26 protein-coding genes are annotated in these 26758 nt (G+C 72.8%); 16 read left to right on the top strand and 10 right to left on the bottom strand.

Annotated features, from left to right (window positions below):
• Positions 1-53: 53 nt before the first annotated feature.
• Positions 54-1193, bottom strand: coding sequence for an Mrp/NBP35 family ATP-binding protein (locus EV372_RS05695; RefSeq protein WP_130395137.1), 1140 nt, complete (start codon positions 1191-1193; stop codon positions 54-56).
• A gap of 463 nt (positions 1194-1656) precedes the next feature.
• Between EV372_RS05695 and EV372_RS05690 the strand changes: the two genes are divergently transcribed.
• Complete coding sequence (locus EV372_RS05690) at positions 1657-2718, top strand: CPBP family intramembrane glutamic endopeptidase (RefSeq protein ID WP_197044364.1); 1062 nt, start codon at positions 1657-1659, stop codon at positions 2716-2718.
• Between the two features lie 247 nt (positions 2719-2965).
• A complete protein-coding gene (locus EV372_RS05685; protein ID WP_130395136.1) occupies positions 2966-3859 on the top strand; it encodes a transposase in 894 nt (297 codons plus the stop codon).
• A gap of 26 nt (positions 3860-3885) precedes the next feature.
• Here EV372_RS05685 and EV372_RS05680 read toward each other — a convergent pair whose 3' ends face one another.
• Positions 3886-4395 carry a GtrA family protein gene (locus tag EV372_RS05680; protein WP_130395135.1) on the bottom strand — a complete coding sequence of 170 codons (510 nt, stop codon included), beginning with the start codon at positions 4393-4395 and terminating at the stop codon, positions 3886-3888.
• A 240-nt stretch (positions 4396-4635) separates the two neighbouring features.
• Here EV372_RS05680 and EV372_RS05675 point away from each other — a divergent pair, with 240 nt between their 5' ends.
• Both EV372_RS05675 and purE read left to right on the top strand, forming a co-directional pair.
• Complete coding sequence (locus EV372_RS05675; protein WP_130395134.1) at positions 4636-5793, top strand: 5-(carboxyamino)imidazole ribonucleotide synthase; 1158 nt, start codon at positions 4636-4638, stop codon at positions 5791-5793.
• Positions 5790-6344: a 5-(carboxyamino)imidazole ribonucleotide mutase gene (gene purE / locus EV372_RS05670; protein ID WP_372497229.1), complete on the top strand. Its 555-nt coding sequence runs from the start codon at positions 5790-5792 to the stop codon at positions 6342-6344. The genes EV372_RS05675 and purE overlap by 4 nt, the downstream gene beginning before the upstream one ends.
• Before the next feature lie 227 nt (positions 6345-6571).
• On the opposite strand, the gene EV372_RS05665 is transcribed toward purE, so the two are convergent.
• Positions 6572-7174: a TetR/AcrR family transcriptional regulator gene (locus EV372_RS05665; RefSeq protein ID WP_130395133.1), complete on the bottom strand. Its 603-nt coding sequence runs from the start codon at positions 7172-7174 to the stop codon at positions 6572-6574.
• Between the two features lie 70 nt (positions 7175-7244).
• Between EV372_RS05665 and EV372_RS05660 the strand changes: the two genes are divergently transcribed.
• Complete coding sequence (locus EV372_RS05660) at positions 7245-8786, top strand: MFS transporter (RefSeq protein WP_130395132.1); 1542 nt, start codon at positions 7245-7247, stop codon at positions 8784-8786.
• Positions 8787-8913: 127 nt separating this feature from the next.
• On the opposite strand, the gene EV372_RS05655 is transcribed toward EV372_RS05660, so the two are convergent.
• The 4 genes from EV372_RS05655 to EV372_RS05640 all read right to left on the bottom strand — a co-directional run bounded on the left by EV372_RS05655 (position 8914) and on the right by EV372_RS05640 (position 13599).
• Positions 8914-9657, bottom strand: coding sequence for a TNT domain-containing protein (locus EV372_RS05655; RefSeq protein WP_130395131.1), 744 nt, complete (start codon positions 9655-9657; stop codon positions 8914-8916).
• 168 nt (positions 9658-9825) lie between these two features.
• A complete protein-coding gene (locus EV372_RS05650; RefSeq protein ID WP_130395130.1) occupies positions 9826-11157 on the bottom strand; it encodes a UDP-glucose dehydrogenase family protein in 1332 nt (443 codons plus the stop codon).
• A 230-nt stretch (positions 11158-11387) separates the two neighbouring features.
• Positions 11388-12089 (bottom strand): YIP1 family protein, encoded by a 702-nt coding sequence (locus tag EV372_RS05645; RefSeq protein WP_130395129.1) that lies wholly within the window; start codon positions 12087-12089, stop codon positions 11388-11390.
• Between the two features lie 19 nt (positions 12090-12108).
• Positions 12109-13599: an LCP family protein gene (locus EV372_RS05640; RefSeq protein ID WP_130395128.1), complete on the bottom strand. Its 1491-nt coding sequence runs from the start codon at positions 13597-13599 to the stop codon at positions 12109-12111.
• A 357-nt stretch (positions 13600-13956) separates the two neighbouring features.
• Here EV372_RS05640 and EV372_RS05635 point away from each other — a divergent pair, with 357 nt between their 5' ends.
• From EV372_RS05635 to EV372_RS05625, 3 genes are all read left to right on the top strand, one after another.
• Positions 13957-14193, top strand: a complete 237-nt coding sequence (locus EV372_RS05635) for a TM2 domain-containing protein (protein ID WP_013154880.1) — start codon at positions 13957-13959, stop codon at positions 14191-14193.
• Positions 14194-14317: 124 nt separating this feature from the next.
• Positions 14318-15313, top strand: a complete 996-nt coding sequence (locus EV372_RS05630; RefSeq protein WP_013154879.1) for a glycosyltransferase family 2 protein — start codon at positions 14318-14320, stop codon at positions 15311-15313.
• A gap of 103 nt (positions 15314-15416) precedes the next feature.
• A complete protein-coding gene (locus EV372_RS05625) occupies positions 15417-16463 on the top strand; it encodes a DUF4429 domain-containing protein (RefSeq protein WP_130395127.1) in 1047 nt (348 codons plus the stop codon).
• Positions 16464-16552: 89 nt separating this feature from the next.
• Here the strand turns inward: EV372_RS05625 and EV372_RS05620 are convergent, their stop codons facing one another.
• Both EV372_RS05620 and EV372_RS05615 read right to left on the bottom strand, forming a co-directional pair.
• Complete coding sequence (locus tag EV372_RS05620) at positions 16553-17326, bottom strand: glycerophosphodiester phosphodiesterase (protein ID WP_130395126.1); 774 nt, start codon at positions 17324-17326, stop codon at positions 16553-16555.
• Positions 17323-18072, bottom strand: a complete 750-nt coding sequence (locus tag EV372_RS05615) for an IspD/TarI family cytidylyltransferase (protein ID WP_130395125.1) — start codon at positions 18070-18072, stop codon at positions 17323-17325. The genes EV372_RS05620 and EV372_RS05615 overlap by 4 nt, the downstream gene beginning before the upstream one ends.
• 613 nt (positions 18073-18685) lie before the next feature.
• Between EV372_RS05615 and EV372_RS05610 the strand changes: the two genes are divergently transcribed.
• The 8 genes from EV372_RS05610 (at position 18686) to EV372_RS05575 (ending at position 26078) form a co-directional block, all read left to right on the top strand.
• Positions 18686-19528 carry an ABC transporter permease gene (locus tag EV372_RS05610; RefSeq protein ID WP_130395124.1) on the top strand — a complete coding sequence of 281 codons (843 nt, stop codon included), beginning with the start codon at positions 18686-18688 and terminating at the stop codon, positions 19526-19528.
• Positions 19528-20412 carry an ABC transporter ATP-binding protein gene (locus EV372_RS05605; protein ID WP_130395123.1) on the top strand — a complete coding sequence of 295 codons (885 nt, stop codon included), beginning with the start codon at positions 19528-19530 and terminating at the stop codon, positions 20410-20412. Before EV372_RS05610 ends, EV372_RS05605 begins: the two co-directional genes overlap by 1 nt.
• Before the next feature lie 214 nt (positions 20413-20626).
• Positions 20627-21613, top strand: a complete 987-nt coding sequence (locus EV372_RS05600) for a hypothetical protein (protein WP_130395122.1) — start codon at positions 20627-20629, stop codon at positions 21611-21613.
• Between the two features lie 86 nt (positions 21614-21699).
• The gene (locus tag EV372_RS05595) at positions 21700-22341 is read left to right on the top strand and encodes a DUF5941 domain-containing protein (RefSeq protein ID WP_238347033.1); all 642 of its coding nucleotides are present in this window, start codon (positions 21700-21702) and stop codon (positions 22339-22341) included.
• Positions 22342-22374: 33 nt separating this feature from the next.
• The gene (locus EV372_RS05590) at positions 22375-23106 is read left to right on the top strand and encodes a phosphocholine cytidylyltransferase family protein (protein ID WP_013154871.1); all 732 of its coding nucleotides are present in this window, start codon (positions 22375-22377) and stop codon (positions 23104-23106) included.
• Between the two features lie 5 nt (positions 23107-23111).
• Entirely contained in the window at positions 23112-24161 is a 1050-nt protein-coding gene (locus EV372_RS05585) for an iron-containing alcohol dehydrogenase family protein (RefSeq protein ID WP_130398774.1), read from the top strand.
• The gene (locus EV372_RS05580; protein WP_019608196.1) at positions 24139-24909 is read left to right on the top strand and encodes a CDP-alcohol phosphatidyltransferase family protein; all 771 of its coding nucleotides are present in this window, start codon (positions 24139-24141) and stop codon (positions 24907-24909) included. The genes EV372_RS05585 and EV372_RS05580 overlap by 23 nt, the downstream gene beginning before the upstream one ends.
• Before the next feature lie 302 nt (positions 24910-25211).
• On the top strand, positions 25212-26078 hold the full coding sequence (locus tag EV372_RS05575; RefSeq protein WP_130398773.1) for a glycosyltransferase family 2 protein: 867 nt from the start codon (positions 25212-25214) through the stop codon (positions 26076-26078).
• 120 nt (positions 26079-26198) lie between these two features.
• Here the strand turns inward: EV372_RS05575 and EV372_RS29320 are convergent, their stop codons facing one another.
• Positions 26199-26399 carry a hypothetical protein gene (locus EV372_RS29320; protein ID WP_253794902.1) on the bottom strand — a complete coding sequence of 67 codons (201 nt, stop codon included), beginning with the start codon at positions 26397-26399 and terminating at the stop codon, positions 26199-26201.
• Positions 26400-26758 lie beyond the last annotated feature (359 nt).

The following is a 26758-nucleotide window of genomic DNA, read 5'->3' as shown; positions in this document are numbered from 1 at the left end:
CGGGCGTGCCGGACACGGGCCGCGGCGAAGGGCCGGGCCCGGGGAGGCACCGCCTAGCGGCCCGCCGGGGAGATGCCCAGCTGCATGCCGGCCAGTCCGCGGGGCTTGCCGACCAGGGTGTCGGCGATCGAGGCGATCACCTTGCTGGCCTCGGCCTCGGGCTCGGTCAGCACCAGGGGCTTGCCCTCGTCGCCGCCCTCGCGCAGGCGGGTGTCCAGCGGCACCTGGCCCAGCAGCGGGATGTCGGTGCCCAGCGTCCGCGTGAGGGCGTCGGCGACCGTGCGCCCGCCGCCCTCGCCGAACAGGTGGATCGGCTCCCCGCCGTCCGGCGGCAGGTAGTACGACATGTTCTCGATCACACCGGCGATCCGCTGGTGGGTCTGGGCGGTGATGGCGCCCGCGCGCTCGGCGACCTCGGCGGCGGCCTGCTGCGGGGTGGTCACCACGAGCAGCTCGGCGTTGGGCAGCAGCTGCGCGGTGGAGATGGCGATGTCGCCGGTGCCCGGGGGCAGGTCCATCAGCAGCACGTCCAGGTCGCCCCAGAACACGTCCGACAGGAACTGCTGGAGGGCGCGGTGCAGCATCGGGCCCCGCCACACCACCGGCTGGTTGCCCTGCGTGAACATGCCGACCGAGATGACCTTGATGTCATGCGCGGTGGGCGGCAGGATCATGTCCTCGACCTTGGTCGGGAAGTCCGACGCGCCGAGCATGCGGGGCACCGAGTGGCCGTAGATGTCGGCGTCCACGACGCCGACCTTGTGGCCCTGGGCGGCCATGGCCGCGGCCAGGTTCACGGTGACGGAGGACTTGCCGACACCGCCCTTGCCGGAGGCGACGGCGAAGACGCGGGTGAGCGAGTTCGGCTTGGCGAAGGGGATCTCCTTCTCCGCCTGGCCGCCGCGCAGCTTGGTCTGGAGTTCCTTGCGCTGCTCGTCGCTCATCACGTCGAGCTCGACGCGCACGGAGGTGACCCCGGCGACCTTGGTCACCGCGGCGGTCACGTCCTTCTCGATACGGCCCTTCATCGGGCATCCGGCCACCGTGAGGTAGATGCCGACGCTCACGGCACCGTCGTCGGCGACGTCGACGCTCTTGACCATGCCGAGATCGGTGATGGGGCGGTGGATCTCCGGGTCTTGCACCGTGGCCAGGGCTTTGTGCACCTGCTCGGTGGATGGTGTGGAGGACATGTGCTCAATCGTAGGTCAGCGGGACGGGACGGCGGCCTGCCGGATCGCTCCCGCGGGCCACCTCGTTCAACGAGGGCGCCGCGCCGCGCATTCCGCGTCCCCGCGGGCCCGTGCCGCGCGCCGCCGCCGAGGCGGCGCGTTGAGGGCACCGCGGAAGGGGCCGGGGAGAAAGGTGTGAGGGATGTCGCGGAGGAGAGGGGAGCGGGGAGGGTGTCGTCCGGCGCCGTGCGCACCACCCTGTGCGTGCCGTGACCAGGCGATAACGGCGTGGCCTTAACGCTGGCAATACATGCCCGGATAGTAGTCTCGGCCCACGATGGGAAATGTGCCGCCACCGCCTGGTTCGTCCTGGCCCGCCGCGCCCGAGGGGCCGGAGGGGCGGACTGTCGGGGCCTACACGCAGGAGCAGACCTGGGCGGATCCTCCCGGAGGGGGGAGGCCGACGCCGCCCGGGGGCTACGCCGTGGCCGCCACCGACCCGGACGTGTGGGCCTGGCCGCCGCCGAGGCCGGTGCGCAGGAACCACTTCGCCCGCGCGGAACTCCCAGCGGACGAGTCCTACCACAGGCTGGGCCGCACGTCCCGCTTCCGCTGGTGGTTCACGCCGCTCACCCTGGCCGTCCTCGCGGTGCTGCTCTTCTTCCTGTGGATGGCCGTCATCCTGTCGGTGACGATCGTGGCGATCGTCAACGGCAGCGGGCTGGCCCCGGACTCGGTGACCCTGAGCGTGATCGCCGAGATGGCCTTCGGGCTCCTGTCGTCGGCGCTGTTCATCCCCATCGTCCTCTTCCTGGTCCGCGTCGTGCAGTGGCGCCGGACCGGCTCCCTGTTCTCCGTCGAGGGACGGCTGCGCTGGGGGTGGCTGGTCCGCTGCACGGCGGTGGCGGTCGTCCCGGTCGCCCTGTGCGTCGTGGCCTTCCTGCCGCTGGCCGAACTCCTCCAGCCCGACCTGGTGCCCCGCGAGGCCTCCGGCGGAACCGAGGTGTTCGCCGCGGCGATGACCGCCATCGTGCTGCTGGTGCCGTTGCAGTCGGCGGCCGAGGAGCTGACCCTGCGCGGCATGCTCATGCAGCTGGTGGGCGCGCTCGGCGCCCGTCCCGACGAGCGGCGCGGCCGGTCGGCGGTCTCGCGGGTCCTGCGCTCCCCGGGCCCGGCCATCCTGGCCAGCGGAACCCTGTTCGCGGCGCTGTACCTGGCCACGCACCCGGGCGACCCGTGGACGACCGCGGCGCTCGCGGTGATGGGGCTGGGCATGTCCTGGCTGACCTGGCGCACCGGCGGCCTGGAGGCGGCGATCAGCCTGCACGTGGTCAACAGCCTCGTGCAGTTCACGCTGTGCGTGTTCGAGGGCCGTATGGAGCAGATCGGCACGGGGGTCATGGTCGGCGCCGGCCTGCCCCTGGGCGCGGGCACACCGCTGGTGCTGGTGCTGACCCTGATCCAGGTGGGGCTGTACGTGCTGGCGGTGGTGTGGCTGGCGGGCCGCCGCGGCGTGCGGCGCAGGAGCGCGGCCGCCACCCGCTAGGCAGTGTTTTTTTGGACCTCCGCTTCGCTTCGGTCCGTGTTCGGGCGCCCGGAGCACGGGAACCTTCGGTGTCTCCGGCGGGTTCCCTCGTTCCTCACGAACCCGCCTCCGCCACCTCCAGAACCCCGTGGGCGCCCGAACCACCCCCCCCACAAGCTGAGACCGGTTCAAAAAACAGGCCCTAGATCGTTGATGGGAAATTCCTGAAACGCCTGCGCCCATGACGAAGGGCGTCGAGGATCGGTGTGTGACGACCAACCTTGACGCCCTTCTGACAGCACTCTACGTCCATCTGGACGATGACGTGATCCCTTCGGCCAACTCACGCACCGGCCCGGGCCGCCCACCCCTGCTCACCGACGCCGAACTCATCTGCGTCGCCACCGCCCAGGTACTGCTGCGCTGTGACGACGAGCGCCGCTGGCTGCGTCTGGCACCAACCCGGATCGGTCACCTCTTCGGCCGCCTACCGCACCAGTCCGAGTACAACCGGCGCCTGACCCACCTGGCCCCGCTGCTGTTCACCGCCGCGGGCTGGCTGGCCCGCCACACCCCCACCTGGCACGAGAAACTGCGGCTGATGGACGGCACCCCCGTGCCGTGCGGGGCCTCGCGCACCACCGTGGACCGCTCGAACCTGGGCGAGATGTGCGGCTACGGGCGCGACGCCTCCCACCACCGGTTCTACTGGGGGTCCAAGCTGATGCTCATCACCACCACCGACGGGGCGGTGGTCTCCTTCTCTTTGGCCAACCCCAAGGAGCTGGACGAGCGCAAGCAGGCCCTGCACCTGCTCCACGTCCAGCGGTGCGCGCAGGGGCCGTGCCCGATCGTGTGCGACAAGGGTTTCGCCGGGGCCGGTATCGAAAAGGCCGCGGCGGACCTGGGGCATGTGCTCGTGCGCCCGGCGCGCAGGGACGAGGCCGATACCGGGGTGTTCCCGGCCTGGTTGCGTCAGCGGGTGGAGGCGATCATCTGGACGTTGAAGAACCAGCTCGGGCTGGAGCGTCACAACGCCCGTACCAGCGAGGGGCTCTGGGCCCGGGTGTGCCAGCGGGTTCTGGCGCTGAACGCGGCGATCTGGCACAACTGGCTGGTGGGTGCCCCGGTCAAGCGGTCGTTGATCGCTTACGACCACTGACCAGGACACATTTTCCCATCAACGATCTAGGGCCCGTCGGCTCCGGGCCCGGCGACCGGCTCGCCCGGGGGGTCCTCCGCGGGCTCGCGGACCGCGTTGCCGCCCTGCTCGGGGAAGACCCACGTGCGGTAGGAGAAGAACCGGAAGAGCGTGCCCAGGCCCACCCCGACCACGTTGCCCGCGATGTTGCTCGCGAGCGGGCCGTCGAACCCCAGCACGTAGACCGAGAACCCCAGGCAGGCCAGCTGGAGGAGCATGCCGACGCCGTTCATCAGCAGGAACAGCGCGGTCTCTCGGCCGTAGCCGGTCCGGGCCCGGTCGCCGAAGGTCCAGAACCGGTTGCCCGCGAAGGCCACCGCGATCGAGCACAGCGTCCCGATCACCTGCCCCGTGAGCGGGCCCGCCCCGGCCGCGCTCCACAGCAGGTTGGTCGTCCCCAGCTGCACCGCGTAGGCCACGGCGCCCACGGAGCCGAACTTGCCCACCTCCCGGACGAGCTTGGCGATCCCGGGACGGCGGGAGAGGAAGTCGCGCACGTTCTGCGCCTCCGGTCCTGTGGTCGGGGTGGTCGGATCCGCCTCCGCGCGGGCCCGTCCCGGCCGGGCCGCCGACCAGGGGCGGAGGGGGCTCGGATCCGTCGCGTCCGCACGCCCTAGACTCTAGCCGGGGGTCGCACCAGGACCCCGGCCGCGGGTTCCGAGCCGATCCGGCCAGGTCCCGCCGCGCGGGGCCGCCCCGTCACCGCGGTTGACGAGCAGCATGTGAGTTGAGGAACTGTGAGCGAGCGTAACCGCACCGTCCCGCGCGTGGGAATGGTGGGAGGGGGCCAACTCTCCCGGATGACCCACCAGGCGGGCATCGCCCTGGGGGTCGACTTCTCGGTCCTGGCGACCAGCCCCACCGACAGCGCCGCGCTGGTGTGCGGTGACGTCTCCCTGGGCGACGACCGCGGCCTCGACGACGTCCTGGCCTTCGCCAAGGCCCACGACGTGGTCACCTTCGACCACGAGCACGTGCCCGAGCCCGTCCTGCGCGCGGTCGAGGAGGCCGGGGGCCTGCTGCGCCCCGGCCGCGACGCGCTGCGCTTCGCCCAGGACAAACTGCGCATGCGCACCCGCATGGCCGAGCTGGACGCGCCCTCGCCGCGCTGGCGCGCCGTCACCGCCCTGGAGCACGTCACGGCCTTCGCCGGGGAGACCGGGTGGCCGGTCGTGCTCAAGGCGGCCCGCGGCGGCTACGACGGCAAGGGCGTGTGGGTCGCCGGTGACGCCGACGAGGCCCGCGGGGTCGTGGACCGCGCCGCCGCCGAGGAGGTGCCGCTCCTGGTCGAGGAGAAGGTGGACTTCTCGCGCGAGCTGGCCGTGCAGGTCGCCCGGTCCCCGCACGGGCAGGTCGCGGTCTACCCGGTCGTGGAGACCGTGCAGCGCGGCGGCATCTGCCACGAGGTGATCGCCCCCGCCCCGGGCCTGTCCGAGGACAAGGCCACCCGCGCCCAGCAGCTGGCCATCGAGATCGCCCAGGCGCTGGACGTGACCGGGGTCCTGGCCGTGGAGCTGTTCGAGACCGCCGACGGCGTGGTCGTCAACGAACTGGCCATGCGCCCGCACAACTCCGGCCACTGGAGCATCGAGGGCGCGCGCACCTCCCAGTTCGAGCAGCACCTGAGGGCCGTGCTGAACCTGCCGCTGGGCTCGCCGCGCACCAACGCGCCCTACACCGTCATGGCCAACCTGCTGGGCGGCGAGGACCCCGAGGTCTACCGCCGCTACCTGCACGTGATGGCGAAGGACCCCGAGGTGAAGGTGCACTTCTACGGCAAGGACGTGCGTCCGGGCCGCAAGATCGGGCACGTCACCGTGATGGGTGAGGACTACCGTGACCTGCTGGCGCGCGCGCGAGACGCCGCCGCCTACCTGCGAGGAGACGAACAGTGACCGACAGCGCCAACGGGCGGGACGCGAGGGGCCCCGTGGTGGGCATCGTGATGGGCTCGGACTCCGACTGGCCGGTGATGCGTGAGGCGGCCGAGGCCCTGCGCGAGTTCGACGTCCCCTTCGAGGCGGACGTGGTCTCGGCGCACCGCATGCCGCACGAGATGATCTCCTACGGAGCCGAGGCCGCCGGCCGCGGCCTGAAGGTGGTCATCGCCGGCGCGGGCGGGGCGGCGCACCTGCCGGGCATGCTGGCCTCGGTGACGACCCTGCCGGTGGTGGGCGTCCCGGTGCCGCTCAAGTACCTCGACGGCATGGACTCGCTGCTGTCCATCGTGCAGATGCCCGCCGGGGTGCCGGTGGCGACCGTGGCCGTGGGCGCGGCCCGCAACGCGGGTCTGCTGGCGGTGCGGATGCTGGCGGCGGGCGACCCCGCGCTCACCGAGCGCATGGCCCGCTTCCAGGAGGAGCTGAAGGAGCAGGCCCACGCCAAGGGCGAGCGACTGCGCCGCGAGGTGGAGAACGGGGGCAGGCCCACCGGCTTCGGCCGCTAGGCGGTGTTTTTTGGACCTCCGCTCCGCTGCGTCTGTCCGGGCGCCCGGAGCACGGGAACGGGGTCGCCGCAGGCACAGTGGCGCCTACGGCGGGTTCGCGAGGACCGAGCGAACCCGTCTCCGGCCCCTCCAGAACCCCGTGGGCGCCCGAACGAACCCCCCACAAGCTGAGACCGGTTCGAAGAACAGGCCCTAGCCCTCCCGCGCTTGAACGGCCCCGGTACCCGTCACGGGTGCCGGGGCCCTGGCGTGCCCGCTCGGTCCTCGGCGGGCAGGAGGAGGCGCAGGCCCTCGACGGCCTGGTCCACTGTCGGCAGCATCTCGGGGTCGATGAGGTACTGGATGACGTAGCCGGTGACGAAGTTGTAGGCCATGGAACCCAGACCGGCCTCGACGGCGGGATCGACCTCCCCGGGTTCCAGGTCGAGCAGGAGCGCGGCCAGCCCCCGGCGGGCGCCCTGGAGGCCCTCGGCCAGGACGGCGCGGACACCGTCGTCGAACTGGGCCTGCGCGTAGGCCTGGACACTGGCGACGAGCAGGTCGCGCTCCTCGGGCAGGGTCCGAAAGAGCGCGTCGAGCAGGACCCGCAGCCTGTCGGCCGGGGCCCCGGCGCGTGAGGCGCTGATGGCGGCCTCGAAGGTGTCGCCCCACTCCCCGGTCGCCTCGATCACGGCCGTGTTCATGAGGTTGTCCTTGGACCCGAAGTGGTACCCGATGGAGGCCAGGTGCGCTCCGGAGGCGGCGGCGATGTCGCGCGCCGTGGTCTTGCCGTAGCCCTTCTCCACCAGGCACTTCCTGGCGCCCGCCAGCAGGTCGTCGCGTTGGCTCATGCCCGTGATCCTAGCATCTGGACGTACGTACATATTGACACCTGTTTTTGACGTACGTACGATCACGGCCATGAACCCTCAACGCGCCACCGCCCGCACCTGGGCCGGACTGGTCCTCCTGCTGATCCCGGCGCTGCTGGTGTCCATGGACATCTCGGTGCTCTTCGTCGCCGCGCCCGCCATCGCCGAGGCGCTGCGGCCCACGTCCGCGCAGTGGCTGTGGATGATGGACGTCTACGGCTTCGTACTCGCCGGACTGCTCATCACCATGGGAAGCCTGGGCGACCGGATCGGCCGCAGGCGCCTGCTGCTCACCGGCGGGGTGCTCTTCGGCGCCGCGTCCGCGCTGCTGGCGCTGGCGACCTCGCCGGAGCTGTTCATCGCCGGGCGGGCCCTGCTGGGCGTGGCCGGGGCGACCCTGGCGCCCTCCACGCTCTCCCTGGTCCGGGACATGTTCACCGACCCCCGCCAGCGCGGCGCCGCGGTCGGGGCCTGGACCGTCGCCTTCACCGGCGGCGCCGTCGCCGGGCCGATCCTCGGCGGACTGCTCCTGGAGTTCTTCTGGTGGGGTTCGGCCTTCCTCGTCAACCTGCCGTTCATGGTCGTGCTGGTGGCCGCCGCGCCCCTGCTCGTGCCCGAGTCGCGCGACCCGGAGGCCTCCGGCTTCGACCTGCCGGGCGCGGTCCTCTCGCTCGCCGCGGTCCTCGGCCTGGTCCACGCCGCCAAGCGCCTGGCCGAGCACGGGACCGACCTCCACGCCCTCACCGCCCTGGCGGCCGGAGCGGCCCTCCTGGCGCTGTTCGTGCTCCGCCAGCGCCGCGCCGCGCACCCGCTGATGGACGTCTCGCTCCTCGCCCGCCCCGCGTTCACCGCCGCGATCGGCAGCAACCTGGTCCTGTCCTTCGCCGCCGGGGGGATGGGGCTCCTGACCTTCACCTTCCTCCAGACCGTGCACGGGCTGAGCCCGCTCCACGCGGCCCTGTGGGCGCTGCCCACGATCCTGGGCACCGTCCTGGGCGCGGTCCTGGCCGGCTCGCTCGCGCCCCGGGCCAGGCCCGGCGCGCTCATGGCGGGAGGGCTGGCCCTCAGCGCGGCGGGGTTCGCGGTCGTGGGCCTGGTGGGCACCGACACGCACCTGGCGGTGTTCCTCGGCGGCTACACCCTGCTGACCTTCGGGACCGGCGTCGTCGGAACCCTGGCCAACACCCTGGTCCTGGCCACGGCCCCCCGCGAGCGCGCCGGAGCCGCCGCGGGGATCTCCGAGACCAGCACCGAGTTCGGCGCCACCCTGGGCATCGCGGTCCTGGGCACCGCCGCCAGCACCGTCTACCGCACGTCCGTGGCGGACGCGCTGCCCTCGGTGGACGGGGCCGCGGCCGAGACCGTCACCGGCGCCCTGGCCGCCGCCCCCCGGGAACAGGACCCCGCGGCCCTGATCGACGCGGCCTTCGCCGCCTACACGGCCGGGGTCAACACCGCCGCCCTGATCGGCGCGGGGGTCCTGGCCGCGGTCGCGCTCCTGGTCGCCGTCGCCCTGCGCAAGCCGCCCCCCGCCAACGGCGAGGAGCCCGGCGCACCCGCCCCGGCCGGGGGAGTCCCGGCCCGTCCGTGACCGGACCGCCCTGCGCCCCGACCTCCCTCCGCGCCGACCGCCGTTCCCACCGAGGGGCCGCACCGGTCGCGAGCGGCGCCGGGCCGGTGCGCCCGCCCCCGTGGGGCTCGGGCGCACCGGCGCCCGTTCACCCCGCCGCGGTGCCGAGGCGGCCGGCGGAGTCCTCGGCCAGGACGCACTCCCCGACCGGGCGCTGCTCCAGGTGGCCGCCCTCCATGAGCTGGTTGACCGAGGCGTACTCCGCCTCGGGCGCCTCCACGACCCCCTCGGCGGGGACGAGCACCTGTTCGCCGCCGCCGGGCTGCTCGAAGTGCGGGGCGATCGGTCCCACCAGCGCGGTGAACTCCTCGGTCACCTCGTAGCAGTTGTAGTTGTGCTCGGGCCCGTCCGGCCACGTGTTCAACGAGTCCGGCGGCAGGGCGCGCCGTTCGTACGGAGCCCCCGCCGGGGCCAGGAACGTGCCGCGCGGGGACCCGAAGCGGTCCAGCATCCACCCCTCGGGCAGGACCCGCAGCTCGGTCACCGGCTCGCCGTCCTCCACCACGAAGCCCATGTGGTCGGGGTAGTCCCAGCCCTCGGGCGTGGCCCAGCGGTCCAGGAACGCGTCGGGGGAGAGGCCGCCGAGCCGCTCGTACCCCTCCAGCAGCGCGCCGACCGGCCCGTCCTCGGGCAGGTCGGCGGGGCCCAGGCGGGGGTCGCCGCACAGGTACCGCTCCAGGTCCTCCTCGCTCGGCGGCGGGTCGAGCACCGGGCACCGCGCCTCCTGCGGCGCGAACGGCGCCGACGGCGCGGGGGGCGCGGGCACCGCGTGGGCGGGCTGGGCCGCCATGAGCAGGGCCAGCGCGGTGCCGACCGTCACGGAAAGCTTCACGGGTGGGACTCCGTCCGTCCTCGGACGCCCGGCACGGTGCCGGGCGTACACAGGCAACTACGGAGTGAAGTCAACCACGGTCAACGCGTCACGCTCGGGGTTCCGGCCGAAAAAGCGGACGGCCGGGCCCGCGCGGGCCCGGCCGTGGTGCGTGACGAGGGGGAGGGACTACTGGCGGCCCAGCGCCCGGTAGGTCCAGCCCGAGGCGCGCCAGTAGGTGGGGTCGAGCGCGTTGCGCCCGTCCACGATGCGCTTGCGGGCCACCACCCCGGCCAGTTCCTCCGGGTTGGCCTCGCGGAACTCCGCCCACTCGGTGAGCAGCAGCACCACGTCGGCGCCGCGCGCCGCCGCCAGCATGGAGTCGGCGTAGTTCAGCTCCGGGTGCGCCTCGCGCGCCCGCTCCAGCGCCCGCGGGTCGTACACCGTCACCTGTGCGCCCAGGGAGGCGATGGTGGCGGCCACGTCCAGGGCGGGCGAGTCGCGGATGTCGTCGGAGTTGGGTTTGAACGCCGCGCCCAGCACGGTCACCGTGCGCCCGGCGAAGCTCCCGCCGATCAGCTGGCGGGCGATGTCGATGGTGCGCGCGCGGCGGCGCTGGTTGATCGCGTCCACCTCGCGCAGGAAGGACAGCGCGGGCTCCACGCCCAGCTCGTCGGCGCGCGCCATGAACGCGCGGATGTCCTTGGGCAGGCAGCCGCCGCCGAAGCCCAGGCCCGGGCCGAGGAACTTGCCGCCGATGCGGTCGTCGTAGGACAGCGCCTCGGCCAGCTGGATGACGTCGGCCCCGGCCACCTCCGACACCTCCGCCATGGCGTTGATGAAGGAGATCTTCGTGGCCAGGAAGGCGTTGGCCGACACCTTGACCAGCTCGGCGGTCTGGAGGTCGGTCAGCAGGAAGGGGACGCCGTCGTCGATCTGGCGCTGCCACAGGGCGCGCACGGCCTTCTCGACCCGGGGGGAGTCGGTGCCGATCACGATCCGGTTCGGGTGCAGGGTGTCCTCCACCCCGAAGCCCTCGCGCAGGAACTCCGGGCTCCACCCCAGCTCGGCCTCCTCGCCCACGGGGGCCAGCGCGGACAGCCGGGCGGCCAGGGTCGCCGCGGTGCCCACCGGAACGGTCGAGCGGCCCACGACCACGGCGGGGCGGGTCAGGTGCGGGGCCAGCTGGTCCACCGCGGCGTTGACGTAGCGCAGGTCGGCCGCGCCGGAGTCGTCGCGCTGAGGGGTGCCCACGCAGATCAGGTGCAGGTCGGCGAACTCCGCGACCTCGGCGAAGGAGGTCGTGAAGTGCAGGCGGCCGGTTCCCAGGTTCGCGGTGAGCAGCTCTTCGAGCCCGGGCTCGAAGAAGGGGACCCTGCCGGAGCGGAGCATGTCGATCTTGGCCTCGTCGACGTCGAGCCCCAGGACCTCGAACCCCATCTCGGCCAGGCAGGCCGCGGTGGTGGCACCCAGGTACCCGGTACCGATGACGGAGACGCGCATACGGTCCGCTTCGACCACTGGTGGTGTCCTTCCTCGCTTTCGTCCGCTCCCGTTTCGCTGGTTGTGCCCGCTGGAGGCGGTCAACACCCTGCTTGAGGGCAGAAAACGGACATTGTTCAGCCTACGGGTGTGCCCGGGGCGCGATGCATCACCTTACGCGCCGGGGCGTGGCGCACGACCGAACGCCGCGTGAACAGTCAGGCGCTCAGGTTACCGGTGGGTCCGGCGTATCGGCCACAGGGGCGTGTTCAGCGTCGGCGACCGAATCTCGGCCCGCGCCCGCCCCGGTCCAGGGGCGTCCACCCGGAGCCGTCCTCCCCGCGACGGAAGGGCGTGGTCGTCTTGTCCGGGTCGCCCTCGAAGCCGTCGGGACCACCGCCGGGGCCGTCACCGAACCCGTCACCGGGACCGGCGGCGGGGTCGTCGGCGGGCCACGCCGGGTCCGGGACGCCGGGGACCGCGTCCGGGACCGTGTCACCGACCGCCCCGCGCCGGTACTCCTCCCGGCTGGCGCGGGCCACGACCCGGCGCTCGGAGGGCGGGGCCCCCTCGTTCGCGGCACGCCACCGGAGGGGCATCGCCGCGGAGAACAGCAGCAGCGTCCCCAGCGGCAGCGCCACGGCCAGTCCCGCGCCCGAGGGGTAGAGGAAGCTGTCCTCGTTCAGCCAGGACAGCGCCGCCCCCATGGACGCCGGGTGCGCGACCGGCCACAGGCTCAGCGCCGTGAGCAGGGCCCCGCTGGCACCGGCCACCAGCGGCGACAGCCGGGACGCCACCAGGTAGGCGCACACCGCCCCCAGCGCCCCCAGCACCACCGCCGACGACACCGTCGCCACGGTCACCTCCCCCTCGGCGAACCGGGGGAGCAGGCCGGACGACCAGGCCGCGGCGACCCACAGCACGGGGGCCAGGGCGACGCCGCCGAGCAGGCCTACCAGATGGTGCAGCACGGTGATTCCTTCCCTCGCGTCACTCGCAGACGTTCTCCCGCGCGGTCGAGACCGAACCGGTCTCCTCCGCGGCCGAGGGCTCCTCCCGCGGGGTGGCGTCCGCGGTCCGCGGGGCCTCGAACGCCGTGTAGTCGAACCCGATCACGATCTGGAGCCCCCCGTCCAGGGCGTCGTCCTCGACCGTCTGCGATCCCGGCATCATCCCGGCCACGTACTCGGCCGCGGCCGCGTCGTCGGGGCCGTGGCGCACCTGGGTGGTGGCGACGTCGAGGCTGCTCCAGTTCCGTGCCGGGGAGGCCACCTGGAACCCGGCCGCGGCCAGTTCGGCGTCCAGCTGCGCGCCCAGGCCCGCGGTGCCGATCCCGTTGAACACCTGGACCCGGATGTCGCCGGGCTCCGGCTCGGACCCGGCCCGCTCCTCCCCGGAGCCGTCCACCGGCCGGTCGGCCCGGACCGCGGCGAACAGCTCGCGGGCGGCGGGCTCGTCCCACAGCACGGCGACGTCGCCGCGCGGCGTCCAGTACTCCATGTCGGCGATGGGCACCTGGGTGAAGGTGACCTCGCCCAGGTCGATGTCGCGCATCTGGTACGCGAGCTCGTTGATGGTGCTGGTGTCCAGCCCCTGGTCCACGGTCACCGACGACAGGGCGCTGTCCAGGAAGTCGGTCAGCTTGGCCGGGTCGGAGAGCGTCTCGGTGCTCATCGCCTGGTCGAGCATCGCGGACAGGACCTGCTGCTGGCGCTCGATCCGGTCCAGGTCGCCGCGCGAGGTGGCGCGGGTGCGGGAGAAGGCCAGGGCCTCGGCCCCGTCCACCCGGTGCGTGCCCGCCTCCATGTCCAGCTGGGCCTTGGGGTCGTGGATCGCCTCGGGCAGGCACACCTCGATGCCGCCCAGGGCGTCCACGACGTCCACGAAGCCGTTGAAGTCCACCTCGACGTAGTGGTCGACGCGCACGTCGGTCACCGACTCCACGGTCCGCACGGCCAGCTGGGGGCCGCCGTGGGCGTAGGCGGCGTTGATCTTGTCGGGGCCCTGGCCGGGGACGTCCACCCACAGGTCCCGGGGGATGCCGACGACGGTGAGGTGGTCGCGGTCGTGGTTGAGCCGCACCAGCATCATGCTGTCGGAGCGCTGGCCCGGGGTGGAGCCCACGCTCAGGTCCTCCTGGGCCTCCGCGCTCATCTCGTCGCGGTTGTCGGAGCCGATCACCAGGAAGGTCAGGCCGCCGGTCTGCTCGGGGCGGCCCTCCTCGGACAGGCCGCCGAACACGTCGAACCGGTTCAGGGTCCCCGACATCCACCCGGTGAGCGCCCACGAGGTGCCCGAGGCGAGCAGGACCAGCGTCGACAGCGCGCTCATCACCAGCAGGCCGGTACGGCGCCGACGGGTGGCGGCGCTGGGCACGGTCACCCGGCCGGACCTGGGGGAGCGTTCGGGCGGGAGGGGCTGTGAGCGCTGGCGGCGGAACTCCTCCGCGGGTCCCTGCCGTCCCGCTCTGTCATCGCTCATCGGCGTCCCCGTCCCAACCGGTCAACGGTGTCCTTATCCCTAGGTTGTCACCCGATTCGCCGAAGCGCGCGGGATGTCAACCCCCGGCGTGTTGTCCTCCTCTTTGCCTGTCCCTCTCCTTGTTATGACGCCGTGAACTGCGCGGGGGTTCCGCGCGGGCGGTGCCATCCTGAGCCGTATCCGGTACCGCCACGTGACCGAAATCGCGGTCCGATGCGGTGACAATGTCCTGGCGCGGCCACGTCGGCCCCGGCCCGCGGCCGAACGGGACCCCCGCCGTGTCCGGCGGGGTCCGCACGGGGCGCCCGCAGGGCGCCGTTCCCCCTCACCACGTCCCTCTCGCAGCACGGAGTTCCAGTGACCCACCCCTACCCCGAGGCCGTCTCCAGCAGGAGCTGGCTCGTGGCCCTCCTGCTCTGCCTGTTCCTGGGCACGATCGGCGTCCACCGCTTCTACACGGGCAAGATCGGCACCGGCGTCCTGATGATCCTCACCTGCGGCGGCGCCGGCGTGTGGACGCTCATCGACCTGATCATGATCATCGTCGGCTCGTTCAAGGACGCCGAGGGCAGGCCCGTCAAGAACCAGGGCTGAGACACCGCGACCCCGGCCCGGCGGGCTTCGCCGGGCCGGGACCGCGACGGGTGTGCAGTACCGTTGACGCGCGTACGACACGCTCCTACGCAGTCCCGACACGTCTTGACCCTGGGAAGTGCCCGTGTCCTGGCCGCCTGTCTCCGTCGTCATGCCCGTACTCAACGAAGAGCGCCACCTCGCCGCCGCGGTGGAGCACGTCCTCGCCCAGGACTACCCGGGTGATCTGGAGGTCGTGCTCGGGGTCGGACCCTCCTCGGACCGCACCCGCGAGGTCGCCGACGGGATCGCCGCCGCCGACCCGCGCGTGAAGGTGGTGGACAACCCCACGGGAAGGACCCCCTCCGGGCTCAACGCCGCCATCGGGGCCTCCTCGCACGACATCGTCGCCCGCATCGACGGGCACGCCATGATGCCCTCGGACTACCTGCGGGTGGCCGTGGAGACCCTCCGCGAGACCGGCGCCGACAACGTCGGCGGGATCATGGCCGCCGAGGGCACGACCCCCTGGGAGAAGGCGGTCGCCGCCGCCATGACCTCCAAGGTGGGCGTGGGCAACGCGCGCTTCCACACCGGCGGCGAGGGCGGTCCGGCCGACACCGTGTACCTGGGCGTCTTCCGGCGTTCGGCGCTGGAGCGGGTCGGCGGCTACGACGAGGCCTTCCTGCGGGCCCAGGACTGGGAGATGAACCACCGCATCCGCACCACCGGCGGCACGGTGTGGTTCCAGCCGCGCATGCGGGTCTCCTACCGCCCCCGGCGCAACGTGCGCCTGCTCGCCAAGCAGTACTTCCACTACGGCCGCTGGCGCAGGGTGGTCTCCCGCCAGCACAAGGGCACCATCAACCTGCGCTACCTGGCCCCGCCCGTCGCCCTGGCGGGTGTGGTCGCCGGGCTGGTCGGCGGCTTCTTCCTCTGGCCGCTGTTCCTGGTCCCGGCCGCCTACCTGGTCCTGGTCACCGCCGCGTCGGTGCCGCTCGGCCGCGGCCTGCCCGCCGCCAGCCTGCCGATGATCCCGCTCGCGCTGGCCACCATGCACATGTCGTGGGGCGCCGGGTTCATCACCAGCCCGCCCGGACTCGGCTCGGACTCGCGCACGGCGCAGGCCGCCCGGGCCTGATGCGCCCTCCCTCCCCGGCTGCTTCCGGCCCCGGCCCTCTCTCGTGCGGGAGAGGGCCTTCTGCTAAGCAGAGGTGAGGGACGGGAAAGGGAAAGTGGGTGTCATGGACGACTTGCGCGGCAACCAGGCCGTGTGGCGGTTCGACGGTGAGACGATCGCGATCAGGTACGAGGCCCAGGGCTGGTTCAAGGACCCCCTGCTCAAACGGATCGGCCAGCTCGAACTCCCCGTGGCCGCGATCGCCGAGGTCGACTTCCAGCCCGGCGCGGGCCCCAGGAAGGGGTGGCTGCTGCAACTGCGCCTGCACGAGCGGACCGACCCCTACGCGGCGGTCGGCGCGATGCTCAAGGAGAAGTCCCAGCCCTTCCGGCTCACCGGCCAGGCCAGCGGCGAACTGGTCGCCGAGTACCTGGCCGACCAGATCCGGTTCGCCGCCGAGCAGAGCGGGCCGCCCGCCCCCGACACGGCCGTCCGCCTGGTGCCCCGGCTGCCCTTCCACATCCAGACGGCGGAGGGGACCGCGACCCTGGACGGCTCCACCGTGCGCCTGGTCTGGTCCGGCGGCGAGGCGAGCGGGCGCAAGCGCAGGGCGCAGCGCCGTGAGTACGACCTCTCCGAGATCACCGGGGTGGACTGGGCGCCCTCCGACGGCTGGGAGTGGGGCTACATGCGCCTGGTCACCGCCGACACCGGCGGCGGGGACACCGGCAAACCCAAGCAGGACCTGCACGCCCTCGTCGCGGACGAGGGGGCGGAGGGTTACGACACCCTGCTCATGGCCGCGGCGGTCACCGCCCACGTGTGGGCCGCGGAGGCGTCGGGGCCCGACGCTCGGGAGGGGCGCGGCGTCGCCGCCAGGCTCAGGGACCCGAGGTGGTGGCTGGACGCGGCGGCGCGTTCGACCGGGCAGCTGCGGGCCCTGTCCGCGGGGCCCGCGGCTTCGGACGCGGACACGGGGCGGAGCGCCGGACCGGAGGCCGGGGCGGCCTCCCCGCCGCAGGCCGTGGACGCCCCGGGGGAGGCCGACGGCCGACCCGACAACGAGTGGATCTTCCAGCAGATCGAGCGCCTGGGCGAACTGCACGCCAGGGGACTGCTCACCGACGAGGAGTTCTCCGCCAAGAAGGCCGAGCTCCTCGGCCGGATCTGAGGCCGCCGCCCGGTTCGGGGACCTGCGGGCCCGGAACCGGGCGGCGGAACCCGGTCGGTGGGATCGGCGAGGCGGGGCGGGGATGCGGTTCAGGACTCCGCGGAGGCGCCGCCCTTGAGCGCGGACACCGTTCCCGGGACGTCGTCCACCACGACCGCGTCCATCCCCGCCTCGGCGAACCGCGCCGCGTCCACCGGGTCCGGGCACCAGGAGACGACCTCGATCCCCGCCCGGTGCGCCAGGTCCACGGTGTACTCCACCGACCGGCGGTCCGGTCGGGGCGCGTCGCCGGACAGCCCGAACGAGCGCGCGTCGATCGCCACCACCGGGCACCCCATCCCGGCGGCGCCCGCCACGGCCTGGTCCAGCGGGTTGCGCACGAACGGCATCCACGCCGTGGGCACCTCCGGAACCTCCTCGCGGACGGCGAGCAGGACGCCCGGGTCGAAGGAGCAGACGAACACCCGGCGGCGTCCGGCCTCCCTGCGCAGGTGCGGCAGGAGCAGCGAGACCGTCCGGCGCGAGGGGGCGTCGACCGCGTCCTCCATCACCGACTTGACGTCCACGTCCAGGCCCACCCCGGCCGGGATCGCGGCCAGGCCCTCCTCCAGGCCGACCAGCCCGGCCCCGGCGCACTCGCGCGCGGTCAGCTCCACGATCGCGCGGCCGTCGTCCAGGGCGGCGTTGTGGTAGAGCACCAGCGCGTCGTCGGCGGTGCGGCGCACGTCGATCTCGATCCAGTGCGCCCCGGCCCGCGCCGCCGCGGCGTAGGACTCCGGCGTGTTCTCCCGGGCGCCGTCCACCACGCCGCGCCCCGCGCCGCGGTGCCCGACCACCTCGGTCGCCTCGAAGACCCGGCTCACGCGTCCGCCCCCGACAGGGCGGCGCGCTCGCGCCCGCGGCGCAGCAGCGTCTCGGCGATCTCCACGTCGCCCGGGTTCGTCACCTTGATGTTCGTCTCCTCTCCGGGCACGATCCGCACCTCCTCCTCCGGCAGGTACCGCAGCACCACGCCGCAGTCGTCGGTGGCCACCAGGTCCGGGTCGGCCGAGGCCAGCTCGTAGGCGCGGCGGGCCACACCGAGCCGGAAGCCCTGCGGGGTCTGCATCCTGCGCAGCCGCGCGCGCGGGGGGACCTGCGCGATCACCTCGCCGCCGGAACCGCCGGGCACCACCCGCACCACGGTGTCGGCGCTGGGCACCGCCACCCCGACCGCGCCCGTCTCCGCCAGCGCCGCCACGCACGCGCTGATGACCGCCGGGCTCACGAGCGGGCGCGCCGCGTCGTGCAGCAGCACCAGGTCGGTGTCGGCGGCGCCGCCCATCGCGGCCAGGGCGGCGACGGAGGTGCCGGTGCGGGTCTCTCCGCCGGGGAGGACCGCGGTGACCTTGGTGAACCCGGCCGCGTCGACGATCTCCCGGACCCGGTCGAGGTACTCCTCCACCATGAGCACGACGATCTCGTCGACGTCCGGGCACGCCTCGAAGGCGGCGATGGCGTGCTCCAGGATGGGCCGGCCCTCCAGGGGCAGCAGCTGCTTGGGCGCGGGCGCGCCCATCCGCGCGCCCACCCCTCCGGCCAGAACCGCCGCGATCACGCGCGGACGCATGGCTCCACCTCTTCCGTCGTCCACGGCCGCCGTCCACGGCGGCCGGATACCCCTGGTGCGCCCGGCCGCGTCCGGGTCTCCCGGATGTACGGGGGTCCCACCCGTCGCCCTCCACCGCCCTCAACGGACGCGCTTCGCGCGCGGTTCCCTCCGGGCCCGCCGACACCGTGCCGCCTACACACCGTGCCGCCCGCGGTTCCGCGCCCCCGCGATCCGGCGCGGTCCCCCGGGCCCGGTGCGTTCCCGGCCGAGGCTAGCCCACGGTCCGCCGGTCGGAGCCCCCGCCCGTCGCTTCGCTCACCGCGCGGCCCCGGCACGCCACGTCCGGCCTCTCTGGGCGAAGGTACAAAACACGCATTGGTGACAGGTGGGGTGGCACAGCCCGTCGTTCGCAGCGGTAACCTATGGACGCCTGTATGGCGTGCCCGGTGCCGACCTCCTCCCAGAAGCGGTCGTTGAACCGGGCGCGGTCCGTGACATCCCCCGGTCGCCCGGACACGCTCCCCCGTTTCGGTACGCCGTACGGGGTGGACCGCGTATCCCGGCCGGTGCGCACAGGCGAGTACGAGCACGCCCGTCCGGCCTCAGCGTGGACCGGACGAGACATCAACCCTTGGAGGTGGCGGTGGCGTCAAGGGCGCTGGCCGTCTGGGAGCACCGGAAGGTCGTCGGCCTCCTGGTCCGGCGCGACCTGAAGGTCAAGTACCAGCAGTCCGTACTGGGGTACGCGTGGACGATGTTGGAGCCGCTGGCTCTGACGGGGGTCTACTTCGTCGTCTTCGGCGTCATCCTCAACGCACAACGGGGTATGCCGGAGGATGCCCCCGGCGGCTTCCTGCTGTTCCTCGTGGCCGGGATCCTGCCCTGGAACACCTTCGGGGCGATCCTGTCCGAGGCGCCCCGCGCGATGATCACGCACGCCAAGCTGATCACCACGATGAAGGTGCCGCGGGAGATCTTCCCCATCGCCACGGTCGGCACGAAGTTCGCCGAATACCTGCTCACCTGGCCCGTGCTGATCATCTTCGTGATCTTCCTCGGCGGCAGGCCCTCGTGGGAGGGCGTGCTGCTGTGGCTGCCGCTGGCCGTCGTGCTCCAGTTCGCCTTCGGGCTGGGCCTCACCCTCTTCCTGTCCGCGGTCAACGTGCTGCTGCGCGACGTCGAGCGGCTGGTGCGCATCGCCTCCCGCATCCTGTTCTACGGTTCGGCGATCCTCTTCCCGGCCACGATGGTCCTCGACTCGACCACGGTTCCCGAGTGGGCGAAGACACTTTTCCAGTTGAACCCGCTGCTGGGTATCTTCGAGATGCACCGTGCCGTGTGGTTCGCCGGGTTCGACGAACTCACCCCGAGCACGCTCGCGCTGACCTCGTCGGTGGTCGGTTCGGTCCTCATGCTGATCATCGGATACTGGACGTTCCGCCGTCTGGAGATGTCCGTCCTGAAGGAGCTGTGATGGCGCAGACGACCTACGGCGCCGGGACCACCGGTCCGGTCATCGAGGCCAAGGGCCTCGGCGTCAAGTTCGCCGTGAACCGCCGACGCAAGCGCAGCCTGCGCGAGATGTTCATCCACGGCACCAAGCGCGACCCCAACGCCGAGGGCGACGAGTTCTGGCCGCTGCGCGACGTCACGTTCGAGATCGGACGCGGCGAGTGCGTGGGCATCGTGGGCAAGAACGGCACCGGCAAGTCGACCCTGCTCAAGCTGATCGCCGGGGTGCTCATCCCCGACGAGGGCGAGGTGCACGTCCACGGCAAGGTGGCCCCGCTGCTGGAGCTGCGCGCCGGGTTCAACGACAACCTGACCGGCCGCGAGAACGTGTACCTGGTCGGCTCCCTGCACGGGATGACCGAGAAGCAGATCGACGAGCGCTTCGACGAGATCATCGACTTCGCCGAGATCAAGCCCAAGTTCGTGGACACCCCGGTGCGCCACTACTCCAGCGGCATGAAGGTGCGGCTCGGCTTCGCGCTGATCTCGCAGCTGGAGCACCCGATCATGCTGGTCGACGAGGTGCTCGCGGTCGGCGACAAGGCCTTCAAGCGCAAGTGCTACGAGGCCATCGACCGCATGCTGGCCAACCAGCGCACGATGGTCCTGGTGTCGCACAGCGAGAGGGACCTGCGCCGGTTCTGCAACCGCGGGCTCTACGTCAAGGACGGCGGGCTCGCGCTGGACACCGACATCGACGCCGCGCTCGCCGCCTACAACGAGGACACCCAGGCGGAGATCGAGGAGCGCAAGAAGCGCGACGCCGAGAAGAAGAAGCGCGCGGAGGAGAAGGCCAGGAAGGCCGCCGAGGCCGACAACGGCGGCGACGGCGGCCAGACGGCCTGAAACCGCCCGGGTCCGCCCGGCCTTCCCGCCGAACGCGCTGACGCGCACCACCGGAGTCCTGTCCGGCGGTGCGCGTCCGGCGTTTCACCACATGTGCGGACAGGCCACCGCACCACCCGACTCCGCCGCGACGATCCGCGCGTGTGTCAGTGATTGAACCGTTACACAGAGTGAGAAACGGTGTCTCCCATCAGAGCTGGGAGAGGACACGTCCATGGCCCACAGCGGCACCGTGGCGCGGCTGGCCGCGCGGATGCTCGAACGCAGGCACGTCACCCGCTCCGGGGTGGCCCGGATCGGCGTCCTGGGGGCGGTGGGCGCGGCGGTCTGGTTCTCCCGGGCCGACGCGGTCGGCGGCCTGGCGGGCTCGGCCTTCCTCGGCGCGGTCCTGTTCTGCGACGCGGTCCGCGAGCGCATGCGGGCCGACCGGCGCGACGCCCTCACCCTGTGGCTCGCGGCGATGCTGTCGCAGCTGCGCGAGTACGCGGTCTACCTCGGCCTGGCGGCGGGCGCCGTGGCCGCCGGGACCGGCGGGGCCTGGGGGTGGGCCGCGGGCGCGCTGGTCGCCCTGGCCCTGCGCGACTCGCTCCTGGCGGCCGGGTCCGCTCCGGCCGTCCCGGGGACGGGGCCGGGTCGAAGGAGACCCCCCTCGTCCGCCCAGAGGCCCGCTGGCGGCCTTCTGGGGGGTCTGGCGCCCCGCCCGCCCCAGGGGCCGCGCGCCAGCGACCCCGGCCTGACCGAGCGCCTGTTCGGCGCCACCGTGGTGGACGGCACAACGGGCGGTTCGCGCCCGGTCCGCGCCCCAGCCGGTGCCCGCGCCAACGGAACGGCCGTGAACGGGCCCGCGGTGAACGGAGTCTCCGCCAACGGCGCCCGGGTGAACGGGGCCGTCAGGCACAGGACCCCCCTGTACGGAAGTCCCGAGGAAGGGGCCCGCCCGGACGCTCTCCCCCCGGACGGGACCCCTGCCCGGGAGCGCGCCGACGCCGGAACCGACGACCGCGGCGCGGACGGCGCCGCCGACCGCCCCGCCCCCTCGCCGCTGCGCCGGATCGCGGACTTCCCCCAACCCGTGCGCTTCCTGGCCATCGCGGTGACCGCCACGCTCTGGGACGCGCGCGTCGCCTTCGTCACCCTCGTGGTCGGCTGCGTCGTCGCGGTGACCGCCCAACTCGCCGATCCCGCCCGGAGCCGACAGTGAACGCGAGCGCCGCGCACGGGGGTTCGGACCGGGACCGGTACGACCCGATCCGTCCCGACCTGCGGTTTCTTCGTGATGACAGTCACATGGCGCTCCTGCTCGGCCGGATCGCGCCGGGGGGAGCGCCGCCCCTGCTCACGGCGCTCACCGGACTCCTGGTCGTCGGAACGCTCCTCGCGGCAGGCCACGGACGGCTGGCAGGCATTACCCTGTTCGCACCGGTCGCTGCCCTGCTACTGTCCGGACTGGCCTCGGGCCACCCCCACGACGGACGGTTCGACTGGCTCGTGCCACCCGTCCTGCGCGTCACCGAGTACGGGTACCTGGCGGTCCTGGGGCTGGCGTCCGGTGTACCGGGTCCACTGGTGTTCGTACTCTTGATGGCGGTCGCCTGTCACCACGGCGACGACGTGGCCCGTCCCGCGGTCGGCGCGGCCCGCCCCGCGGGGGTGCGCGCCGCGGCGCTCGGCTGGGACGGCCGCATGCTCGTCATCGCGGTCGCGGGAGCGCTGCACGCGCTCGCCCCCGCCTACGGCATACTCGCCGGATACCTGGCGGTGCTGCTCGTCCGCGAGGCCGTGCGCACCTGGAGCGCGACACCGGTGGCCGACGTACGCGCCAGCGCCGCCCCCGGCGAGGGCGACACGGACCAGGGGGATCCGCGGATCCCCCGACCAGGCCACGCAGACGGGGGCCAACCGGCCGCCGGAACGAACGGGGAGGCGTGAGAGCCCTCCCCGACTAAGGAGGAACACGCCCTCATGCTCGGAATGGTTCTCGCCGCAGGCGCGGGGCGCCGTCTACGCCCCTACACCGACACCCTGCCCAAGGCGCTGGTGCCCGTCGACGGCGAGACGACCATCATGGACATCTCGCTGCGCAACCTGGCGGCGGCCGGGCTGACCGACGTCGTCGTCGTGGTCGGCTACCGCGCGGAGGCGGTCGAGGCGCGCAAGGAGGCACTGGAGGAGCGCCACGGCGTCAAGCTCACCCTCAGCCACAACGACAAGGCCGAGGAGTGGAACAACGCCTACTCCCTGTGGACCGCGCGCGAGTTCTTCTCCGAGGGCGTCCTCCTCGTCAACGGCGACACGGTTCACCCCGTGAGCGTCGAGGAAACGCTACTCGCCGCACGGGGACCGGAACTGCTCCTCGCGGTGGACAGCGTGAAAAGCCTCGCTGACGAGGAGATGAAGGTGACCCTCGACGAGGAGGGCCACCTGCGCACGATCACCAAGCTCATGGACCCGGCCACCGCCGCGGGCGAGTACATCGGCGCCACCCTCATCGAGGGCTCCCTGGACGCCCGTCTCGCCGACGCCCTCAAGGCCACCTGGGAGCGCGACCCGCAGCTGTACTACGAGGACGGCTACCAGGAGCTGGTCAACCGCGGCGAGAAGGTCGCCGTGGCGCCGATCGGCGAGGTGGACTGGGTCGAGGTCGACAACCACGACGACCTGGCCAAGGCGAGGGAGATCGCATGCCGCTACTAGCCCGCATGCTCCCCTCCCCGCTGGCGATCGACGTGCGCCGGGGAGCCGTCTCCTCCCTCGGGGCGCTGCTCGCCGACCGCAGGATCGCCACCGAGGGCCGCATCGCCGTGGCCGTCGGCCCGGGGCAGGGGGCGCAGATCGCCTCCGAGCTGGACCTGCCCAACTGCGAGGTCTTCCACGTCGAGGAGGGCACCGTCGACGCCGCGACCGAGCTGGGCAAGAAGCTCCGCTCGGGCGCCTACGAGGCGGTCGCCGGGATCGGCGGCGGCAAGACCATCGACGTGACCAAGTTCGCCGCCACCATGGCGGGGATCCCCATGGTGGCCGTGGCCACCAACCTCGCGCACGACGGCATCGCCTCGCCGGTCAGCTCGCTGGAGCACGAGGGAGGCAAGCCCTCCATCGGCGTGACCATGCCCATCGCCGTGGTCATCGACGTCGACTACGTCCGGGCGGCCCCCTCGCACCTGGTGCGCTCGGGCATCGGCGACGTGGTCAGCAACATCTCCGCCATCGAGGACTGGGAGCTGGCGGGCCGGATCAACGGCGAGCCGGTGGACGGCATGGCCGTCACCTTCGCCAGGGTCGCGGCCGAGGCGGTCCTGCACCGCCCGGACTCGGTGGAGTCCGAGGCCTTCCTCACGGTGCTGGCCGAGGGCCTGGTGCTCTCGGGGATGGCCATGTCGGTGGCCGGGTCCAGCCGCCCCGCCAGCGGCGCGTGCCACGAGATCCTGCACGCGGTCACCCAGCTCCACCCGGGCACCAGCAACCACGGCGAGCTCGCCGGGCTGGGCGCGCTGTACGCGTCCTTCCTGCGGGTGCGGCACCTGGACTGGTCGCAGGCGCGGATGAACGAGATCCGCGACTGCCTGATCCGTCACGAGCTGCCCGTCGTGCCCTCCGACGTCGGACTCGACGAGGCGGAGTTCGCACGGGCGGTGGTCCACGCCCCGGACACCCGTCCGGGCCGGTTCACCATCCTGGAACACCTGAACCTCTCCGAGGACGAGATCGGACGGAGCGTCAAGGACTATGTCGAAGCCGTCGGTCGCTGAGGTCCGCGCGGGCGGCCAGCCCGCCGGCATCAAGGAGAGGACGAACGAGGAGCACTGGGCGGGCCGCCTCTACATGCGCGACCTGTCCCCGTACCTGACCACGTTCTTCGTCCGGCTCGGCGTCCCCCCCAACCCGATCACCTACCTGATGATGGCCTTCGGCGTGCTCGCCGGGGTCGTGGTCGCCTTCGGCGGCCTGTGGTCGGCGATCGTGGCGGCGCTGTTCGTGCAGGTGTACCTGCTGCTGGACTGCTCCGACGGCGAGGTGGCGCGCTACACCGGCCGCACCAGCGTGGCCGGGATCTACCTGGACCGCATCGGCCACTACGTGTCCGAGATCGCGCTCCTCATCGGCCTGGGCGTACGCGCCCAGGGCGAGTGGGAGCCGGGCGGCTGGGTGATCCTGGGCATGGCCGCGGCGATCGGGGTGGCGCTCATCAAGGCCGAGACCGACAACGTGGTGGTGGCGCGGGCCAAGGCGGGCCTGCCCGAGAAGGTCTCGGACGAGGCGATGCGTCCGCGCTCGTCCGGGCTGAGCCTGGCCCGCCGCCTGGCCTCGGCGCTGAAGGTGCACCGCCTCATCCAGGCCGTGGAGCTGTCCCTGATCGTCGTGGTGGCGGCCGTGGTGGACGCCTTCCTCGGCGACCTGACGGCCACCCGGATCCTGGTGGCGGCGTGCGCCGCGGTGGGCGTGCTGATGAGCTTCGCGCACTTCGTGAGCGTGCTCGCCTCGCGCCGCCTCGAATAGCGCGGACACTTCGGGCGCCCCCGGCCAGAACCGGGTCGGAGCGCCACGAACGACGCGCCGATGACGTTGACGTCACGAACGGGGCCGTGCAGGTTACCCTGTCCACGGTCCCGTCCACCTTCCCTTTATTCTTTCGTTAGTCTGTTCCTGCGATCGTTGGCCGTGTGTCAACCTTCCAGTAACACTTCGTCCACTGAACGGTCGCAACCATGGCCACACCCGTGATTCCGTCCTCACCGAGCCCGGAGAAGCCGGAGGTGACGGTCTCCCCAGCGCCCAGAGCCGAACGGAGCCGCCCCCAGGTGTCCGCGCCCACCCTGTCCTGCGTCCTGCTGACGATGGGCAACCGTCCCGCCGAGCTGCGCCGCGCCATCACCAGCGTGTTCGAGCAGGAGGACGCGGACGTCGAGGTCGTGGTCGTCGGCAACGGCGCGGACCTGCCGGAGCTGCCCGAGGGCGTCACGCGGGTGCGCCTGCCGGAGAACGTGGGCATCCCCGAGGGGCGCAACCACGGGGTGCGCGCGACCAGCGGAGACATCATCCTCTTCCTGGACGACGACGGCTGGTACCGCTCCAGGGACCTGGCCCGCCACGTGCGCGAGCGCTTCGCCGCCGACCCGTCGCTGGGCGCGCTGTCCTTCCGCATCGCCGACCCCGACGGCGGCCCCGACCAGCGCCGCCACGTGCCGCGCCTGCGCGTGGGGGACTCCCGCAAATCGAGCGTGGTGACCACGTTCCTGGGCGGGGCGTGCGCGATCCGGCGCACCGCCTTCGAGGCCGGGGGCGGCCTGCCGGGCGACTTCTTCTACGCGCACGAGGAGACCGACCTCGCCTGGCGGATCATGGACGCGGGCTACGGGATCGAGTACGACGCCGACGCGGTGATGTACCACCCGGCGGTGGCGCCGACCCGGCACGAGAACTTCTACCGGCTCAACGCCCGCAACCGGGTGTGGCTGGCCCGCCGCAACCTGCCCTGGCCCCTGGCCGCGGCCTACCTCGGCACCTGGGTCGGGGTGACCGTGCTGCGCGAGCGCGACCGCGGCGCGCTGCGCTCGTGGTTCGCGGGCTTCCGGGAGGGCTGGCGCGAGGAGGCCGGTCCGCGCACCCCGATCAGCTGGTCGACCGCGTGGCGGATGACCCGCGCCGGACGCCCGCCGATCATCTGAGCCCCCGGCCGCCCCCGCGCGCCGGTAGCCGGCCCGGCCACGACAGCGAAGAGCCCCCTCGACCGACGGATCCCGGAGTCCCAGAACTCCTCGGACCCACCGGTCGAGGGGGCTTTTCGCTCAGCTGGTGGCCGCGTCGCGGTGGCGCACCTGGGGAGCGCGCTCCTTCGGCACGAAGTGGGGCCAGGCCGGCGTTCCGCGTTCGGCCGCGTGCAGTGCCGCGCGCACGTTGGCGGAGAACAGGCGTGAGGCGTCCTCCGGGGTTGCGGCCTCCACGCCCATCGCCACCGAGAGCGTGCGGTTGGCCGGGCTTCCGACCACGTCGGGGCCGACGATGCCGGGGGCGCACTCCTGGAGGCTGTCCGACTCGTCGACGAAGCGGTCGCCGAAGTCGTCGAAGTCCCCGTCACTGTCGGCGCCGTTCCGCGCCTCCCAGCATGTGGCCCGACGCAGCTGTCCCAGCAGGTCCTTGAGGTGGTTTTCCCCGGAGGGCGTGAGCTTAACGGTCTTGGAGTGTCTCTCCGGGCACGGGCACTACATCTTGTAGTACTTCTTCCTGCGCTCGACCCTCCACTGTCTGACCCCGGCTGCCCGGAGCACGGATTCCAGATCCTTGTTCGGGTGTCGTGGACGAACCATACGCAGTCCCAGCCGGTCGCGCAGAGGGGAGGAGGGGCAGC

The sequence above is a fragment of the Nocardiopsis sp. CNZ308 genome (assembly GCF_004217075.1).
The sequence above is the reverse complement of the archived record's forward strand: the minus strand, read 5'-3'. Positions and strand labels throughout refer to the sequence as shown.

Coding starts and splice junctions, on each gene's coding strand:
- EV372_RS05695 (WP_130395137.1), bottom strand. CDS start 1,193: ATGTCCTCCACACCATCCACCGAGCAGGTGCACAAAGCCCTGGCCACG.
- EV372_RS05665 (WP_130395133.1), bottom strand. CDS start 7,174: ATGAGCCAACGCGACGACCTGCTGGCGGGCGCCAGGAAGTGCCTGGTG.
- EV372_RS05660 (WP_130395132.1), top strand. CDS start 7,245: ATGAACCCTCAACGCGCCACCGCCCGCACCTGGGCCGGACTGGTCCTC.
- EV372_RS05640 (WP_130395128.1), bottom strand. CDS start 13,599: ATGAGCGATGACAGAGCGGGACGGCAGGGACCCGCGGAGGAGTTCCGC.
- EV372_RS05625 (WP_130395127.1), top strand. CDS start 15,417: ATGGACGACTTGCGCGGCAACCAGGCCGTGTGGCGGTTCGACGGTGAG.
- EV372_RS05615 (WP_130395125.1), bottom strand. CDS start 18,072: ATGCGTCCGCGCGTGATCGCGGCGGTTCTGGCCGGAGGGGTGGGCGCG.
- EV372_RS05605 (WP_130395123.1), top strand. CDS start 19,528: ATGGCGCAGACGACCTACGGCGCCGGGACCACCGGTCCGGTCATCGAG.
- EV372_RS05600 (WP_130395122.1), top strand. CDS start 20,627: ATGGCCCACAGCGGCACCGTGGCGCGGCTGGCCGCGCGGATGCTCGAA.
- EV372_RS05595 (WP_238347033.1), top strand. CDS start 21,700: ATGGCGCTCCTGCTCGGCCGGATCGCGCCGGGGGGAGCGCCGCCCCTG.
- EV372_RS05590 (WP_013154871.1), top strand. CDS start 22,375: ATGCTCGGAATGGTTCTCGCCGCAGGCGCGGGGCGCCGTCTACGCCCC.
- EV372_RS05585 (WP_130398774.1), top strand. CDS start 23,112: ATGCTCCCCTCCCCGCTGGCGATCGACGTGCGCCGGGGAGCCGTCTCC.
- EV372_RS05580 (WP_019608196.1), top strand. CDS start 24,139: ATGTCGAAGCCGTCGGTCGCTGAGGTCCGCGCGGGCGGCCAGCCCGCC.